Below are 14749 nucleotides of genomic sequence, written 5' to 3' on the forward strand. Positions count from 1 at the left end.
GAGACCGGTAAGCCGAGCTACTCCGGCCGTACCTGCTCGAAACGGAACTCCCGGATGAAGCAGTCCCGGGGCTGGCCGACCGCGAACAGCACGCATTCCACCACCGACCGGGCGGTCAGCGGGTTGCCGCCGCCACGCGGCCCGTCCTGGACGAAGTCCGGCGGATACAGCGAGATCACCCGGATACCCTCGGCCCGCAGCCGGTGCGACAGGATGCCTGCGAACCCGGCCTGGGCATGCTTGGCCGCGTAGTACGCCGGGTGCGCGTCGGACCGGTGGTGGCCGACCTCGCCACAGGCGGAGACCAGGTTGACGACATCGGGCCGGTCCGAGACCCGGAGCAACGGCAGCAGGTGCCGGGTGAGCAGCACCGTGCCGGTCGCGGCACCGGCGATGGTGGCGATGATCTCGTCGTCGGAGGCGTCGTCCAGGCCGGCCCCGGGCAGGTAGTTGGCGCCGTTGTTGACCAGGACGTCGATCCGGTCGGTCCGGTCGGCCAGTGCCGCCGCGAAGCCGCGTACCGAATCGGGGTCGGCCAGGTCGCAGCGGTGCGCCTCGGCGGAGCCGGAACCGCCCCCGGCGACCAGGTCCGCCGTGCGGCCGGCCGCCGCCGGGTCCCGGGCCGAGACGACGACGTGCGCGCCGCGCTCGGCGAAGGCCAGTGCCAGGGTACGTCCGGTGCCCCGGCCCGCACCGGTGACGACGACCCGCAGTCCGTTGAAAACCACCAGCCGATTGCAGCACCTCCACCACGGTCGAGGTCAACCTCCGACCCTGGCGATCCGGTCAGCCGTCGGCAGCAGTAGCGGGGAGCGCGGCGAGCACGGTACGGACGGTCTCGGCCTCCAGGGAGTCCAGCTCGGTGTAGCCGGCGAGTGCGTGCGCGAAGTGCTGCCGCGCCCGGTCCAGGTCACCGACGTCCCTTCCACCGGGATCGCCTCGGACAGCGCCGCCCTGGTGGCCAGCGGTACCCCGATGACCAGCCCGCATGTGGCCGGCGCCGCCGTCCTCTACCTGGAGCGGCACCCGAACGCCGCGCCGGCGGGCAACCCCTGGAACCGACCGGGCCCGTCGGGCTCAGCGGTGATGGTTCAACAGCTCTGGACGGCGTACGGCGGAGATCCGCCGTACGCCGTCGACCTGGGCAGAGCACGCACTGTTCCTGCTCTGATACCCTCCGACACAGGGAGGGGCGTCGATGAATGTCGAAGTGCGGGTCGACCCGGCGCTGCTGGAGGCGAAGGCCGGCGTGGCGGCCGACCTCCAGGCGGGCCTCGACCGGGAACTGACGGACGTGGAGCCGGAGACCAGCCAGGCGGTCCGCGAGTTGCGCGGCTGGCAGACCGGGACCGCGCTGGAGAATCTCCTGCACTGGTGGCAGGACGATCTGGCCAGGCTGCGACAGTGGCTGAACGCGCTGGCCGGGGGCCTGCACCTGTGCGCCCGTGACTACCGGCAGAGCGACCGGGCCAGCGCGGAGAACTTCCGCGCCGTGGGACGGTGAACCCGGATGGTCACCTATGTCGAACTGCGGGACGCGCGGCTCGGCACCGTGACCGAGGCGGCGGAGGCGTGGCGTACGCTCGCCCGCCGCTCCGGCGAACTGGAACGGCGGGTCGTCACCGAGCTGACCGGCCCGCTGCGGACCTCCGGCTGGTCCGGGGAGGCGGCGTCCGCGCTCTTCGCCCGCCTCGACGTACTCGACGACGAGTTCGAGTTGGCGGCGCTGCTGCACCGGATGGCCGCGATCGTGCTCGGCAACGCCGCCCAGCGGCTACGTGACGTCCAGCAGCGTCTGCACGCCGCGATCGACGCCTGCGACCTGCTCGGACTGCGGGTGGAGGACGACGGGCGGGTGGTGCCGCCGCCCGCGCAGGACTGGCACATCCACCTGGACGACGGCCGGGCGGAGCGGGCGTTGCAGCACCAGAACGCCGAGATCTACACCGACCTGATCGGCCGGCTGCTCGCCGAGGCGGACGACGCGGACACGGACATCAAGCGCGCCCTCGGCAAACTGGAGCCGCTCGACCGCGGCGCCATGGACACCTTCGAGTGGAAGAACGCGATCCTGGACGCCCGGGAGGTCGCCGACCTGCTCGGCGTGGCGGAGTCCGCCATCCCGGAGGCCGGCGCCGATCCGGCGAGTGTCCGGGCCTGGTGGGACGGGCTCACCGAGGACCAGCGCCTGCTGTACCTGACCGCCCACCCCGACCGGCTCGGTGCGCTGGACGGGCTGCCGGCCGGCGACCGGAACGAGGCGAACCGACTGGCGTTGCGGGCGCACCTCGGGGAGTTGGGGCGGGCGCCGGAGTGGAGTCCGCAGAGCGGGCGTGACCAGGACCGGCTTCTCCACCTGCTCGACAAGCTGGAGGCCGCCGAGTACGGGCCACCCGGTCAGGGACTGTTCCTGCTCGGGTTGGAGAACACGAACGACGGCAGGGCGATCGTCGCGGTCGGCGATCCAGACACCGCCGCGCACACCGCCGTACTGGTCCCCGGCACCGGGACCGAACTCGACAACATGCGGGGCCAGATCGACCGGGCGGCCGAGGTCCAACGAGCGGCACAGCAGATCGGCGGCCCCACGGCCGGCGGAATCTCGGTGATCGCCTGGCTCGGCTACGACGCCCCCGGGTTCGACAGTAGCGCGATGGGTACCGGGCACGCCGAGGCCGGCGCCCCGGCCCTGGACAGCTTCGTCAACGGCCTTAACGCCGCACACGACGCCGGGCCGAGCCACACTACGGTGATCGGGCACAGCTACGGCAGCGTGGTGGTGGGCGAGGCGGCCAGCCACGGCGACGGCCTGGCCGTGCACGACATCGTCACGGCCGGCAGCCCCGGGATGTCGGTGGGCACCGCCGGAGAACTCCAGCTCGACCCCCGGCACGTCTGGGCGGGTGGCGCGGCGGACGATCCGATGACCGGCGCGACGGGCAGCATCCCGGGGATCCACGACAACGAACCGACCGACCAGGACTTCGGCGCCAACCGCTACCAGGTGGACACGTCCGGGCACAGCGGCTACTGGACGCCGGGCAGTGAGAGCCTGAAGAACCAGGGCCGGATCGTGCTCGGCCTCTACGACCAGGTGAGCCTCGATCACGGGCAGTCGCCACGATGAGGGTACGGGCGGCAGTGGTGGGGGTCGCCGCCGTGGTGGTGGTCTTCGCCGGATGCTCGGGTGCCGACAACGGGGAGGATCCGACGGTGCGAAGCCAGTCGAGGGCGGACGTCGAGGCGGCGACCCGCGCGCATCTCGGTGCTGCCACGGAGGCGATCGGCGAGGGCCTGCCGGATCCGGCGCCGTCCGTCGCACCGGCACCCTGCGACGGGTACCGTGACCACGCGGTGTTCCACGTCTCCGGGTTCAGCCATGTGACGCTCCCCGTCGAGCGCCATGCCCCGGTGCTGGAGCGGCTCCGCGACGAGTGGACCGCGAAGGGGTACGAACTCAAGAACTTCCGGCTCCTGCCCGAAGGCGCCGGTGCCGAACTGGATCTCGTCAACCCCGCCGACGGCTTCCAGTTCTCCTGGACGACCTCCGGCGACCGGGTCTGGATCGCCCTGATCGTCATGTCCCCCTGCGTCCGTTCACCGGACGGGAAGTACCCGGGCTGACCGAACTGCCGGGCCTGCCCGGTCGGGAGACGCCGAGTTGCCGGGCCCGCTCGCGCGAGGATGGCAGCCGCTCACCGGCCCGAGCCGGCCACGCCGGATCGCCCCCCGCAGTGCGCCCTCCAACCGCGCGCGGAGCGGCTCGCGGCTGTCCCGGTCGAGCGGTAGGAGAAGCTCCGGGCCGGAACCGCCCCACTCAACCACCATGGAATTCGTCGGCGCCAGCCCGCCGCGCCGCTCCGACCCGAATGACGGAGAGCCGCACACCAGGTAGGTCACACCAGGTAGGTCAGACCAGGTAGTAGGTGAGGAAGGCGAACGGGGCGGCTAGGAAGCAGATTCCAAAGCCGAGCCGGGCGTACCGGGCGGGCCGGCCGACGATCATCCGGGGCTTCCCCCAGACGCTGAGCGCGAGATAGCCGAGGAAGAAGACCATCGTCGGCAGCCCGGCACAACCCCAGGAGAAGACCGCGACCGTGCTGGCGTCGAGCCCCTTCATGCCCTGCACCTCGGCGACGGTGAGCACGATCCAGATGACGACGGTGAGCAGCCCGGCGCAGATCAGGTAGACCGTCGTCGCCCGGGCCAGCGGTGACATCGACGGAAACAGCGGCGCCTGCTGCGCCATCGTCTCCGCCTGCACGATCATCACGTCCGCGCCGTCGGCGGCCTGCCGGGCCAGTTCCAGCTCGCGCACCGGATCGACCGGCTGGGCCGGGGGCGTCCCCGGGCCCGCGCCAACAGCGGACGGCGCCGCGTCCGAGGGCAACCGAGGACCGGGCACCGGGCCGGCCGCCGGAGTCGCCGGCAGCGCGCGCCGCGCCGGACCGGCCGGCAGTTCCGGGTACGCCGCACCGGCCGCCTGCACCCCGCTCCCCGACTCTCCCGGGACGGGGCTGCCGAAGCCGCCGGGCCGGTAGACGTGCCCGGCCGGAGGCGACGGCTCGGACGGGTCGACGTGGTCCGGCCCGGCGTACTGAGCCGGCACGGTGGGGTGGCCGCCGGACCCGGGCGGGGGATATCCGGCCGGCGGCGGAGGGCCGGGCAGTGGCGGGCCGGCCGGTGGCGCCATCGACACCGACTTGCCGATCATCTGGCCGAGGGCCGTCAACCGCTGCTGCTGCACCGCGAGCCGCTGGTCCAGCCGGTCGGCGGCGGCGCCGGTGCTGCCCCGCGCCTCGGCGAGCTGGGCGGCGGTCCGTTCTCCGCTGCGGCGCAGCTCGTGCAGGTGCCGGGCCAGGGCCGCGTACTCGGCGAAGCTCGCCACCTCAGCTCCCCTCGTCGTCGTGCTCGTAACCGGCCCGGACGAACGGCACGATCAGGCGTACCCGCTGGTCGTGCCGGTCGACCAGCAGTGCCCGGTTCGCCCTCGGGGTGTAGGCCAGGTCGTGCAGCCCGAGATACATGCTCAGCTCCGACCCGGGCACGTTCAGCGCGACCAGGCAGGCGACGTCGTCCCGGTTGCTCGACCCGCCGATGTCGTCGGAGAGCCGGCGCAGCCCGCGCCACCAGCCGAGCAGGTGCACCCCGTACGCCGGGCCCTGCCGGAGCACCGCCTGGAGGTCGTCCAGCCCGGACTTGTAGTTCTCGTCCCGGGCGCCGAGGACGCCGCTGGCACCGTCCATGCCGTACCCGACCAGGAAGGTCCGGGCCGGTGGCCCGTCGGCCGGCTGTACGGCGAGCTTGCGTAGCTCGTCGCGGAGCCCGGCGGCGTCGAGCCGGTCGATCGGATGCCCGGCCGCGGTCAGTTCGGCGATCGTCTCCTCGGCGATCTCGTCGGCGACCGCGACCAGCGGGGCGACCAGGAACCGGGCGCTGCCCGGGGTGTGCTGCCGGGCCAGGCTGACCGTGGCGGCATGCAGCACGCTCGCCCCGACCGGCGAGGTGCCGACCACCGCCAGGTGCCGGCCCGGGGTGGCGTCCAGCGGGAACAGCGCCGAGGTCAGGTCCACGTCGACGGTACGGCCCACCAGCGCCAACGGCCGCCGTCCCCCCGGGACCAGTCCCCGGTACGTCGGGTCGTCCTCGACGTGCGCCGACTCGTACCCCTTGAAGACCGCCGGTGGCCGCGAGCCGGGCTTGCGGGCCTGCCACAGCTCGTGCCGTAGCTGGGCCACCTCGGCGGCGCTGGCGTGCGCGTCCGGGAACTGGACCACGGTGTTGGCGGCGGCCAGCCCGGCGGACGGGTTGACGATCGCCGAGCCGATCGGCAGGGCTCCGGCGGCATCGTTGAGCGTGTCCAGCACTCCCCCGCCGCCAGGCAGGGCCACCCGGAGCGGGAACTGCCCGAAGATCGAGTCGGTCTTTCCGTAGAGCGCCTCGATCCCGGTCATGCTCTGGCTGGCCAGCACCAGGTGGATGCCGTAGGAGCGACCCTTGCGGGCCAGCTCCTCCAGCAGCGACACCGCCTCCCTGGCCACCGCGTCGTTGCCGGCGAAGAGCACGTGGAACTCGTCGATCACCGCCACGATCCTCGGCACCGGCCTGCCGTCCCGGGGCAGGTCGGCCAGTTTGGTCACGCCGTGCCGTTTCAGCGCCGAGGCCCGCCGGTTCAGCTCCCGGCGCAGCTCGCGGAGCACGGCGACGCCGTACTCCCGGTCGGACTCGATGCCGACCGCCCTGGCATGCGGGATCCACGACGGGTCACGGCCGGTCGGCACGAACTCGGTGAAGCTGACGCCCTCCTTGAAGTCGAGCAGATAGAGCGAGAGCTCGTCCGGGGCATAGCGGGCGGCGAGTCCGTAGAGGACGTCGAGGAGGAAGACCGTCTTGCCGGCACCGGTCCGGCCGCCGACCAGCCAGTGCGGGGTCTGGTCGTCGAAGGCGCAGATCACCTGCTCCCGGCCGGCGCGGCCGACCACCGCACGCAGCCCGTTGCCGGACGACTCGGCCCAGGGCCGGGCCGGCAGCAGGTCGGTGAAGGTGAAACTCGACTCCCGCCGGTAGACCTCGCCGAGCCGGTCGGCCAGCGCCGCGACCGCGCCGGCCGGTGGTTCGCCGTCCAGGCGTACCGGGGCGGCCAGGCCGGTGCCGTCGGAGCTGAACGGGTGGCCGGGCGGATCGCCGATCCAGGCGTAGCCCTGCGGGTCGAGGCGGACCTGCGTGGTGCCGCCCAGCGGCGGCGGGGCGAGCCCAGCGCCCGGGGGCGGATATCCCGCGGCGATCACGCAGACCCCGGCGGTCGGGCCGGCGTGGGTGAGCGCGGCGAGCCGGCCGAGTTCCCGGCCCGCCGGCATCGAGGCGGCGACCAGGAGCAGCAGTTCCGGCGTGCCGGAGGTGGCCTGCTGGGCGGCCCGGGCGTGCCGTTCGGCGGCGTCGAGCGCGGCGGCGATCTCCGCATCGGTGGTGGCCGGCGGCGGCACCGCCCCGGCCTCGACCAGCACCCGCAGCGGCAGGAACGTGGCGCCGAGTGCGGCGCTGTCCAGGGTGGACACCCGGACCGAGCCGGCGGGTGCGGCGGCGAGCAGCCGGACCACCAGGGTACGCAGCAGCGCCGCCACCCGCCCGTCCCGGGCGTCGGCGTCGATCGCCAGGTGCGTGCCGCCGCTCAGCGGTACGACCGCCGGAAAGCTTCCGTCCACCGTGCTCGCCACGCCGAGCCGCACCGGCAGCGGGCCGGCGAAGAACCGGGCCGGTTCCGGTTCGCCGCTGACCGCCTCGCCGACCCGGCGCAGCCGGGCCACGACGTCGGCCGTCTCGCCGGAGTCGGGCGGCGGCCGGAGCTGGGCCAGCCCGTGCCGGGCCGCGTCCAGGTGCGCCCGGGCCTGCCGGTGTGCGGCAACCGCCCGCCCGAATGTGGCTGCGAGTCCCACCCTGCCCCCCACCGCCGGTACGCGTAGTCACCGGAACACTAACCGAAGCCGGCGCGGGAACGAACCAGGCCGGCCCCGAGCCGCGTCCCGTCCTCGACGGAGCTACGGATCGGGCCGGTCCTCAGGTCAGCGCGGGGGTGGCGGCCAGGGCGCGGACCCGGTCGTAGAGGGCCAGATAGGACCGGGCCATCACCTCGGGGCTGAACCGCCGGGCCGCCTCGGCCTGGCAGCGGCGCGGGTCGATCCGGTCGGCGGTGTGCACGAGTTCCACGAGATCGTCCTCGTCGGAGCTGAGCAGGCCCGTCTCACCATGCTGGATCAACTCCGGGAGGCAGCCCTCGGCCAGCCCGACGACCGGGGTGCCGAGGGCGAGGGACTCGACCACGGCCGTACCACCGGGCTCGGCCCAGCGCAGCGGGAAGAGCGAGGCCCGGGCGGTGGCGACCAGCTCGTCGCGCTGCCGGCCGGCCACGGTGCCGACCCAGCGCACCCGTACCCCGTCGACGTGCGGCGCGACCCGTTCCCGCCAGAACCGCACGTCGGGGTTGGCCGCCGCGACCGGATCGTGCGCGGCGGCGGCGAGGTCGGCCGGCTGCCGGTACGGGCCGACCGGCCCGGCGAGGACCAGGTCGAAGCCGGCCCGGTGGGCCAGCCGGGCGGCGAGATCCTGGCCCTTGCCCGGATGGATCCGGCCGAGCACGACGACGTGTCCGGCCTTGCCGGCGGGGCGACGCCGGTCGGCGCCGACGGCCAGCGGGGTGGCCAGGTGGACGTACCCGACCGAGTGCGCGCGGAGCGCCTCCGGTGCCCGGGCGAGCTGCGAGGCGGAGACGCCGTTGACGCGTACCCGGTCGGCGCCGTCGAAGTTGCCGTACAACTCGGGGTGCTTGGCCAGGTCCCAGTGCAGGGTGTGCAGCACCGGCGGGGCGTCCCGGCCGAGGGCGGCCAGGGTGGCCAGGCCTGCCGCCTCGACGTGGTCGTGCACCAGGTCGATGTCGTCGCGGTCCCGCAGTGTGCGCACCACCGCGTGCAGGTGGCTCTGCACCACCCCGCACGCCTGGTTGTACGGCCGTTGCAGGCTGCCGAACTGACCGTCGGCGAAGACCGCCAGCCGCTCGTCGACGGCCAGCTCACTGCTGCCGACGGTGGCCAGTACCACCCGTACGCCGAGCCGGCGCAGCTCGGGTACGAGGGTGGCGATCACGTTCTCGATGCCGCCGTACCCGTTCGGCGGCACCGGCAGCCACGGGCCGGCGTTGACCAGTACGGTGAGGCTCACGCGCCGGTCACCGCCCCGGTCACGGCTCGCCCGGCACCGGCCGGTGCGGCGACCGCCGGCCGGCGGGCCCGACCGCGGGCGATCCGGGTCCGCCGGGACAGGCTGGCCAGCGGTGGACGTTCGGCGACGGTCACGTCGGTGACGACGATCTCCCGGTCCAGGTTGGGCAGTGCCTGGTCACCGCCGCGCCGGAACTGGGTGAGCACGGCAGCCGGTGGCACCGGCTCGGCGACCAGGCCGCGCCGGTGCAGCCGGGACCAGACGGTGTAGAGGATCTGCGCCGACATCCGGCCCAGCGCCTCGGTGTCCTGGTGCCGGTGGAACCGCTCGCCGAGGTCGACCTGGGCCAGGGCGTCCAGCCCGACCAGGTCCAGCAGGTCGATCAGCATGGCGATCTCGACGCCGTACCCGGAGACGAACGGGAGCTGTTCGAGGATCTCGCGGCGGCCGGCGTACTCCCCGGCGAGCGGCTGGACGAAGCCGGCCAGCTCGGGCCAGAACATGCTGATCAGGGGCCGGGCCATCAGCTCGGTCACCCGGCCGCCGCCGTCGGGTTCGACGGCGCCGCCGCCGACCAGCGGGCGGTGGTAGAAGCCCTTGACGAACGCGACGGTCGGGTCGGCGAGCAGCGGCCCGACCAGCCCGGTGACGAACCGGGGCGAGAAGCGGCGCAGGTCGGCGTCGACGAAGGCGACGATGTCACCGGTGGCGGCGGCCAGCCCGGACCAGAGTGCGTCGCCCTTGCCGTCCAGCCGGGGCAGTCCCCGGGTCATCTCGTCCTGGCTCACCACCCGGGCCCCGGCGGCGGAGGCCACCGCCGCCGTCGCGTCGGTGGATCGCGAGTCCACCACGATCAGCTCATCGATGACCGGGGCCTTCTCGACCAGGTGTCGCCGCAGCGTGCCGACGATCGCGCCGACGGTGGCCGCCTCGTTGCGGGCCGGAAGCACCACACTGACCCGCTGCTCGCCCTTGATCTTCAATAGCCGGCGGGCCGTCCACCTTGCCGAGTTTCCGGTGCGGTACGTGGTCCACGCTTCTACGATGGGTGAAACTGTCGCTTCTGAATGCCGCACGGGCACACCCCCAATGTCGTGATCCGCGGCGCCGGGCCGAACCTTTTCCCCGAGCCGCTCGGGCAAACCCGAGACCGGCTAACAGCTTGAGCTCCGGATGACGGCGTCCCCGCACCGGCCGGGTGAACGGTTCGTTTCGGATGCCGGTCGGAGGTTTCCCGCCGGCCGCAGCCGGAGAAGGCGAGAGTCCGGTGCAGGTCGGGGAACGGGAGGTCGAGGATGCGGGTCTGCCGGGTGGGGCTGATCGGTGCGGGCGGTGTGGCGCAGCGGCACGCGCGGGTGCTGTCGGGCTTCGACGACGTACGGATCGTCGCGGTCACCGACGTGTCGACGGAGAGGGCCACCCGGCTGGCCGAGTCGACGCGGGCCCGGGTCTTTCCCGACGTCCCGACACTACTCTCCGCGGAGCTGGACGCGGCGTACGTCTGCGTGCCGCCGTTCGCGCACGGCGCGCCCGAGGAGGCGGTGCTCGGCGCCGGGCTGGCACTCTTCGTGGAGAAGCCGCTCGCGCTGGACCGGGAGACCGCGACCCGGATCAACCGGCTCGTCGAGGAGCGGGGCGCGGTGACGGCGGTCGGGCACTACTGGCGCTACCTGGCGGCGGTCGACCGGGCCCGGCGGCTGCTGGCCGACCGGCCGGTCCGGCTGGTCACCGGGGCCTGGCTGGACAAGGTGCCGCCGGTCGGCTGGTGGCCGCGCCGGGACCAGTCCGGCGGCCCGGTCGTGGAGCAGGCCGCACACGTCCTCGACCTGGCCCGTTATCTGGTCGGCGAGGTCGACGAGGTCTGGGCGGTGGGCAACGGCACGCCGCCGGCCGTGGACGGCGCGGACGTGGACGGCGCGACCGCCGCCGCGCTGCGGTTCGTCACCGGTGCGGTGGGCACGCTCGGCACGACCTGCGCGTTGGACTGGAAGCACCGGGCCGGCCTGGAGGTGTACGCCGACGGCCTGGCCCTGTCGATCGGCGAGGACGGCCTGCTGGTCCGGGACGCCGACGGTGAGCGGCGCGTCTCCGGCGACCTGGAGCAGGGCCGGACGGACGTCGACCGCGCCTTCGTCGATGCGGTCCGGGGGATCGGCGCGGACATCCGAGTGCCCTACCCGGAGGCGCTCCGGACCCACCTGCTGGCACTGGCGGTCGCCGAGTCGGCCGTGACCGGCCAGCCGGTCCGGGTGCCGCCGCTGGAGCCGGCGAATGTCTGAGCGGGACCGGAACCTGGTGGTCACCGGGGCGCACGAGGTGGCGTTCCGGTACGAGGAGCCGGAGCCGCTGACCGACGGCACGTTCCGGGTCGAGACCCTGTTCAGCGGGGTCTCCGCCGGCACCGAGCTGAGCTACGTCAAGGGCACCAACCCGTACCTGTCGGCCGGCTGGGACGACACGCTCGGGCTGTTCGTCGAGGGCGCGCCGAGCACGCCGTACCCGGTGACCCGGCTCGGCTACATGGAGGTCGGCCGGGTGACCGGCAGTCGTACCCCGGCGGTCGCCGAGGGCGCGGTGGTGGCGATGACGTACGGGCACCGGACGGCGTACCGGGGCGATCCACGCCTCGACCGGGTGGTGCCGGTGCCGCCCGACCTGGATCCGCTGCTCGGGATCTACGTGGCACACATGGGGCCGATCTGTGCCAACGGGCTGCTGCACGCCGCCGCCGACCTGTACGGCAGCGGTGTGCGGGACCTCGGCGACGGGGTGCGGGGGCGCCGGGTGGCGGTGACCGGGGCCGGGGTGGTGGCGCTGTTGACCGCGCTCTTCGCCCGGCGGGCCGGTGCCGCCTCGGTGGTGGTACTCGATCCCACGCCGCAGCGGCGGGCGGTGGCCGAGGCGCTCGACCTGGAGACGCTCGACCCGACCGACGGCGATCCGGCCGTGGTGCTGAAGACGCGGTGGCGGCACGCGGCCGACGACCGGGGCGCCGACGTCGTCTTCCAGTGCCGGGGCCAGGCGTCGGCCCTGCATCTGGCGCTGCGGCTGCTCCGCCCGCAGGGCACGGTCGTCGACCTCGCCTTCTATCAGGGTGGCGCCGACCTGGTGCGGCTCGGCGAGGAGTTCCACCACAACGGGCTGTCGCTGCGCTGCGCGCAGATCGGCCGGGTACCGCGCGGGCTGGCCCCCACCTGGGACCGCGACCGCCTGTCGGCGGAGACGATCGCCCTGCTCCGCGACTACGGCGCCCTGGTACGCGCACACCTGGTCTCGGCGGTGCTGCCGTTCGACGAGGCGCCCGCGCTGCTGACCGGCCTGGCCGCCGGCCGCCGGCACGAGGTGCAGGCGGTGCTCGCCGCCTGACCGACGCGGCCGGGCGGAGCGGTCGGTCGCGGCGGGCGGGGCGCGGCGGGCGCGGCGCGGCGCGGCGCGGCGGGGCGGGGCGGGCGGGGCGGGGCGGGCGGGGCGGGGCGGGCGGGGCGGATGCCTGCCCCTGCCGGGTCGTCGGGCATCGGTCACGGGTCGGTGCGGGGACCGACCGGCGCCAGCCGGGCCGGCCGACAGGGTCTGGTGCACACATTGTCGAGCTGGGCGCACGAACGGGGCACCGACAACGGGCTGCGCGAGCTGGGCGCCCGAACGGGGCACCGACAACGGGCTGCGCGAGCTGGGCGCACGAACGGGGCACCGACAACGGGCTGCGCGAGCTGGGCGCACGAACGGGGCAGGTCGACAGTCTCCGAACCAGACAGTCCACCGGCCGCCGAGGGCCGATCCCCGCCCTCCGCCTCACCCGGAGCGACGTCCGGCCGGCCACCACAGCAGCGCCACGAGCACCAGCGTGACCAGTGCGCCCGGGACCAGGCTGGCCCTGACCCAGGTCTCGGGGATCGCGGCGAAGACGAAGAACCTGCCGACGAACTGCACCGCGAGCAGGACCGTGAGCAGGGTCCGCTGCCAGGGCCGCGCCGTGCGCAGCCGCAGCGCCAGCCAGGCGTACGCGATGCCGAAGCTGAGGTGGAACCCGTGCTCGATGCCGAGCTCGTACGGCGGGGTGACCAGTGCGTAGAGGTGCTCCAGCACCAGCGTCCAGGTCAGCACGATCGCGATCCGCAGCCGGGTGGCCGGCTGTCCGGCCATGGGTGACGGGTACACCGTCCCGCTGACGGCCGCCACGTTCCGGGTCAAGGCTCCTCCTAGATAGGGCCGGCTGATACATTCTCAGATGAGAGTAACCGTTCACCGTCCTAAGATCCAGAGATGAGTTCCACGCGCTCCCCCGCCGACGCCTCCCGGCTCGCCTTCCTGCCGGCGGACGTCATCACCGCCATGCAGCTCAGCACGGTGCACCGGCACTCGCAGAAGCTCTTCAACGACGCGCTGCGTCCGCTCGGGATCGAGGAACGGCACTTCGCTGTGCTCGCCGTACTCGACGGGGCGGGACCGCTGACCCAGCGTCGACTGGGCGACCTGCTCGACCTGGACAAGTCGTCGCTGGGCCGGATCGTGGACGAACTCGAACGACAGCGGTTGGCGGAGCGCAGGGCCGTACCGGGTGACCGCCGCGCCCATGCCATCCACCTGACCGAGCAGGGCCGGCAGCGCGTCGAGGCGGCGCAGCGGATCGCCGACGACGTGGGGCGACAACTCTTCGGCCGCCTCAGTCCGAGCACCCGCGCCGCGCTCGACAACGCGCTACGCCAGGTGCTGGACGCATCGGCGGCCGGCTGACGGACCCACCACGACCGCTGAGTGCGCCAGCCCGGCCAGGCACCCGCTGCGCCTACCCTGCCGGGCGCTCCCGGCCGACTCTCCGACCACCCAGGTCCAGTTGCATCAGCACCGTGTCGATCCAACGCCCGTGCTTGTGGCCCACCGCCCTCAGCCGGCCGACCTCGCCGAAGCCGGCCCAGCGGTGCAGGGCGGCCGACGCGGGATCCCCGCTGTCCGCGATGACCGCGATGACCTGGCGAACGTCGCGTTCCCCGCACTGCCGCAACAGGGCAGACAGCAGCGCACGACCCACGCCCCGGCCGGTAGCGTCCGGCGCCAGATAGATCGTGTCCTCCACCGTCCTCCGATAGGCGGGCTTCGACCGCCACGGGGCGACATAGGCGAATCCGAACACCTCGTCACCGACCTTCGCCGCCAGGAACGGCAGGCCGCGAGCGGCCAACCCGTCGATCCTGCGCCACCAGTCAGCCTTGCTGGGTGGAGTCTCCTCGAAGGTCGCGACGCTGTTGAGCACGTAGTGGGAGAAGATGCCGGCGATCGCCGCCACATCGGCAGGCGTCGCCGGGCAGATGGTCACCGCATCGGTCGTCACCACGAGGCCCCGATTTCTCTATAGGAAATATTGGTACTACTATAGCAAACATGGATCTCGTCGAGCTTGGCCGCCGCATACAGCAGTTGCGATCCGATCGCCAGTTGACGCTCCAGGCGCTGGCCGAGGCCGCGTCGGTGAGCGTGAGCATGCTCTCCTCGGTCGAGCGCGGCCTCAAGGCACCGACCATCGTGGTCCTGGCCCGCATCGCCGACGGCCTCGGCGTGCCGCTGAGCACGCTGGTCGCCGCCGCCCGCGACGAGCGCCTCATCGTGCGGCGCGCCGCCGATCAGGACGTCGTCGACGAGCCGGGCGGATGGCGTCGGGTCATCCTCACGCCCGTGATCCCCGGGATCAACTTCGAGTGGATCCGCTCCACCCTGCCACCCGGCTGCGACGCTGGCAGCTATCCCGGCTACGCCCCCGGCTCGCACGAGTTCGTCGCGGTCGACTCCGGGCGGCTACGACTGACGGTCGGCGACGAGGCCGTCGAACTCGCCGCCGGCGACTCGGTCTACTTTGCCGCCGACGTCACCCACGGCTATGCCAACCCCGGATCCACGCCGTGTACGTACCACGTCGCGGCCCTCATCATGCGACCACGTCACGCGGCCGCGACCGGCGGCGACCCGGGCCGGCGGTGAGCACTTCAGAACCGTCGGCGACCGGCGGCAGCCCACTGTGGACCCGGCGCCGCCGCGGTCCCGA

Annotated in this window: 15 protein-coding genes; 7 read left to right on the forward strand and 8 right to left on the reverse strand. The window is 73.6% G+C overall.

Translation table 11 applies throughout. The annotated features are described in order from the left end of the window. Window positions 1-17: 17 nt before the first annotated feature. Together AAH979_RS36965 and AAH979_RS36970 are read right to left on the reverse strand one after the other, a co-directional pair. A complete protein-coding gene (locus tag AAH979_RS36965) occupies window positions 18-728 on the reverse strand; it encodes an SDR family oxidoreductase (protein WP_346262782.1) in 711 nt (236 codons plus the stop codon). Window positions 729-786: 58 nt separating this feature from the next. Continuing rightward, on the reverse strand, window positions 787-1026 hold the full coding sequence (locus AAH979_RS36970; protein WP_346262783.1) for a hypothetical protein: 240 nt from the start codon (window positions 1024-1026) through the stop codon (window positions 787-789). A gap of 172 nt (window positions 1027-1198) precedes the next feature. On the opposite strand from AAH979_RS36970, the gene AAH979_RS36975 reads away from it, so the two are divergent. The 3 genes from AAH979_RS36975 to AAH979_RS36985 are packed head-to-tail and all read left to right on the forward strand — an operon-like array spanning window position 1199 to window position 3624. Then, complete coding sequence (locus AAH979_RS36975; RefSeq protein WP_346262784.1) at window positions 1199-1504, forward strand: hypothetical protein; 306 nt, start codon at window positions 1199-1201, stop codon at window positions 1502-1504. A gap of 6 nt (window positions 1505-1510) precedes the next feature. Continuing rightward, the gene (locus AAH979_RS36980) at window positions 1511-3127 is read left to right on the forward strand and encodes an alpha/beta hydrolase (protein WP_346262785.1); all 1617 of its coding nucleotides are present in this window, start codon (window positions 1511-1513) and stop codon (window positions 3125-3127) included. Next, a complete protein-coding gene (locus tag AAH979_RS36985; RefSeq protein ID WP_346262786.1) occupies window positions 3124-3624 on the forward strand; it encodes a hypothetical protein in 501 nt (166 codons plus the stop codon). The genes AAH979_RS36980 and AAH979_RS36985 overlap by 4 nt, the downstream gene beginning before the upstream one ends. 286 nt (window positions 3625-3910) lie before the next feature. Here the strand turns inward: AAH979_RS36985 and AAH979_RS36990 are convergent, their stop codons facing one another. From AAH979_RS36990 to AAH979_RS37005, 4 genes are all read right to left on the reverse strand, one after another. Beyond that, window positions 3911-4888: a hypothetical protein gene (locus tag AAH979_RS36990; RefSeq protein ID WP_346262787.1), complete on the reverse strand. Its 978-nt coding sequence runs from the start codon at window positions 4886-4888 to the stop codon at window positions 3911-3913. Window position 4889: 1 nt separating this feature from the next. Continuing rightward, window positions 4890-7433 (reverse strand): FtsK/SpoIIIE domain-containing protein, encoded by a 2544-nt coding sequence (locus AAH979_RS36995; protein ID WP_346262788.1) that lies wholly within the window; start codon window positions 7431-7433, stop codon window positions 4890-4892. A gap of 121 nt (window positions 7434-7554) precedes the next feature. Further along, window positions 7555-8712: a glycosyltransferase gene (locus tag AAH979_RS37000; RefSeq protein WP_346262789.1), complete on the reverse strand. Its 1158-nt coding sequence runs from the start codon at window positions 8710-8712 to the stop codon at window positions 7555-7557. Further along, on the reverse strand, window positions 8709-9695 hold the full coding sequence (locus tag AAH979_RS37005; RefSeq protein ID WP_346262790.1) for a glucosyl-3-phosphoglycerate synthase: 987 nt from the start codon (window positions 9693-9695) through the stop codon (window positions 8709-8711). Before AAH979_RS37005 ends, AAH979_RS37000 begins: the two co-directional genes overlap by 4 nt. Window positions 9696-10007: 312 nt before the next feature. On the opposite strand from AAH979_RS37005, the gene AAH979_RS37010 reads away from it, so the two are divergent. Both AAH979_RS37010 and AAH979_RS37015 read left to right on the forward strand, forming a co-directional pair. Beyond that, window positions 10008-10991: a Gfo/Idh/MocA family oxidoreductase gene (locus AAH979_RS37010; protein ID WP_346262791.1), complete on the forward strand. Its 984-nt coding sequence runs from the start codon at window positions 10008-10010 to the stop codon at window positions 10989-10991. Continuing rightward, a complete protein-coding gene (locus AAH979_RS37015) occupies window positions 10984-12078 on the forward strand; it encodes a zinc-binding alcohol dehydrogenase (RefSeq protein WP_346262792.1) in 1095 nt (364 codons plus the stop codon). The genes AAH979_RS37010 and AAH979_RS37015 overlap by 8 nt, the downstream gene beginning before the upstream one ends. A 426-nt stretch (window positions 12079-12504) precedes the next feature. Here AAH979_RS37015 and AAH979_RS37020 read toward each other — a convergent pair whose 3' ends face one another. After that, window positions 12505-12903, reverse strand: coding sequence for a hypothetical protein (locus AAH979_RS37020; RefSeq protein WP_346262793.1), 399 nt, complete (start codon window positions 12901-12903; stop codon window positions 12505-12507). Window positions 12904-12975: 72 nt separating this feature from the next. Between AAH979_RS37020 and AAH979_RS37025 the strand changes: the two genes are divergently transcribed. Next, complete coding sequence (locus tag AAH979_RS37025; protein WP_346262794.1) at window positions 12976-13446, forward strand: MarR family transcriptional regulator; 471 nt, start codon at window positions 12976-12978, stop codon at window positions 13444-13446. 52 nt (window positions 13447-13498) lie between these two features. On the opposite strand, the gene AAH979_RS37030 is transcribed toward AAH979_RS37025, so the two are convergent. Then, window positions 13499-14044, reverse strand: a complete 546-nt coding sequence (locus tag AAH979_RS37030) for an N-acetyltransferase family protein (protein WP_346262795.1) — start codon at window positions 14042-14044, stop codon at window positions 13499-13501. A gap of 47 nt (window positions 14045-14091) precedes the next feature. Here AAH979_RS37030 and AAH979_RS37035 point away from each other — a divergent pair, with 47 nt between their 5' ends. Further along, window positions 14092-14685, forward strand: a complete 594-nt coding sequence (locus tag AAH979_RS37035) for a cupin domain-containing protein (protein ID WP_346262796.1) — start codon at window positions 14092-14094, stop codon at window positions 14683-14685. Window positions 14686-14749 lie beyond the last annotated feature (64 nt).

Source organism: Plantactinospora sp. ZYX-F-223 (assembly GCF_039649625.1).
In the GTDB taxonomy this organism is placed as follows: Bacteria; Actinomycetota; Actinomycetes; order Mycobacteriales; family Micromonosporaceae; genus Plantactinospora.

Coding starts and splice junctions, on each gene's coding strand:
- AAH979_RS36985 (WP_346262786.1), top strand. CDS start 3,124: ATGAGGGTACGGGCGGCAGTGGTGGGGGTCGCCGCCGTGGTGGTGGTC.
- AAH979_RS37010 (WP_346262791.1), top strand. CDS start 10,008: ATGCGGGTCTGCCGGGTGGGGCTGATCGGTGCGGGCGGTGTGGCGCAG.
- AAH979_RS36980 (WP_346262785.1), top strand. CDS start 1,511: ATGGTCACCTATGTCGAACTGCGGGACGCGCGGCTCGGCACCGTGACC.
- AAH979_RS37025 (WP_346262794.1), top strand. CDS start 12,976: ATGAGTTCCACGCGCTCCCCCGCCGACGCCTCCCGGCTCGCCTTCCTG.
- AAH979_RS37015 (WP_346262792.1), top strand. CDS start 10,984: ATGTCTGAGCGGGACCGGAACCTGGTGGTCACCGGGGCGCACGAGGTG.
- AAH979_RS37035 (WP_346262796.1), top strand. CDS start 14,092: ATGGATCTCGTCGAGCTTGGCCGCCGCATACAGCAGTTGCGATCCGAT.
- AAH979_RS36975 (WP_346262784.1), top strand. CDS start 1,199: ATGAATGTCGAAGTGCGGGTCGACCCGGCGCTGCTGGAGGCGAAGGCC.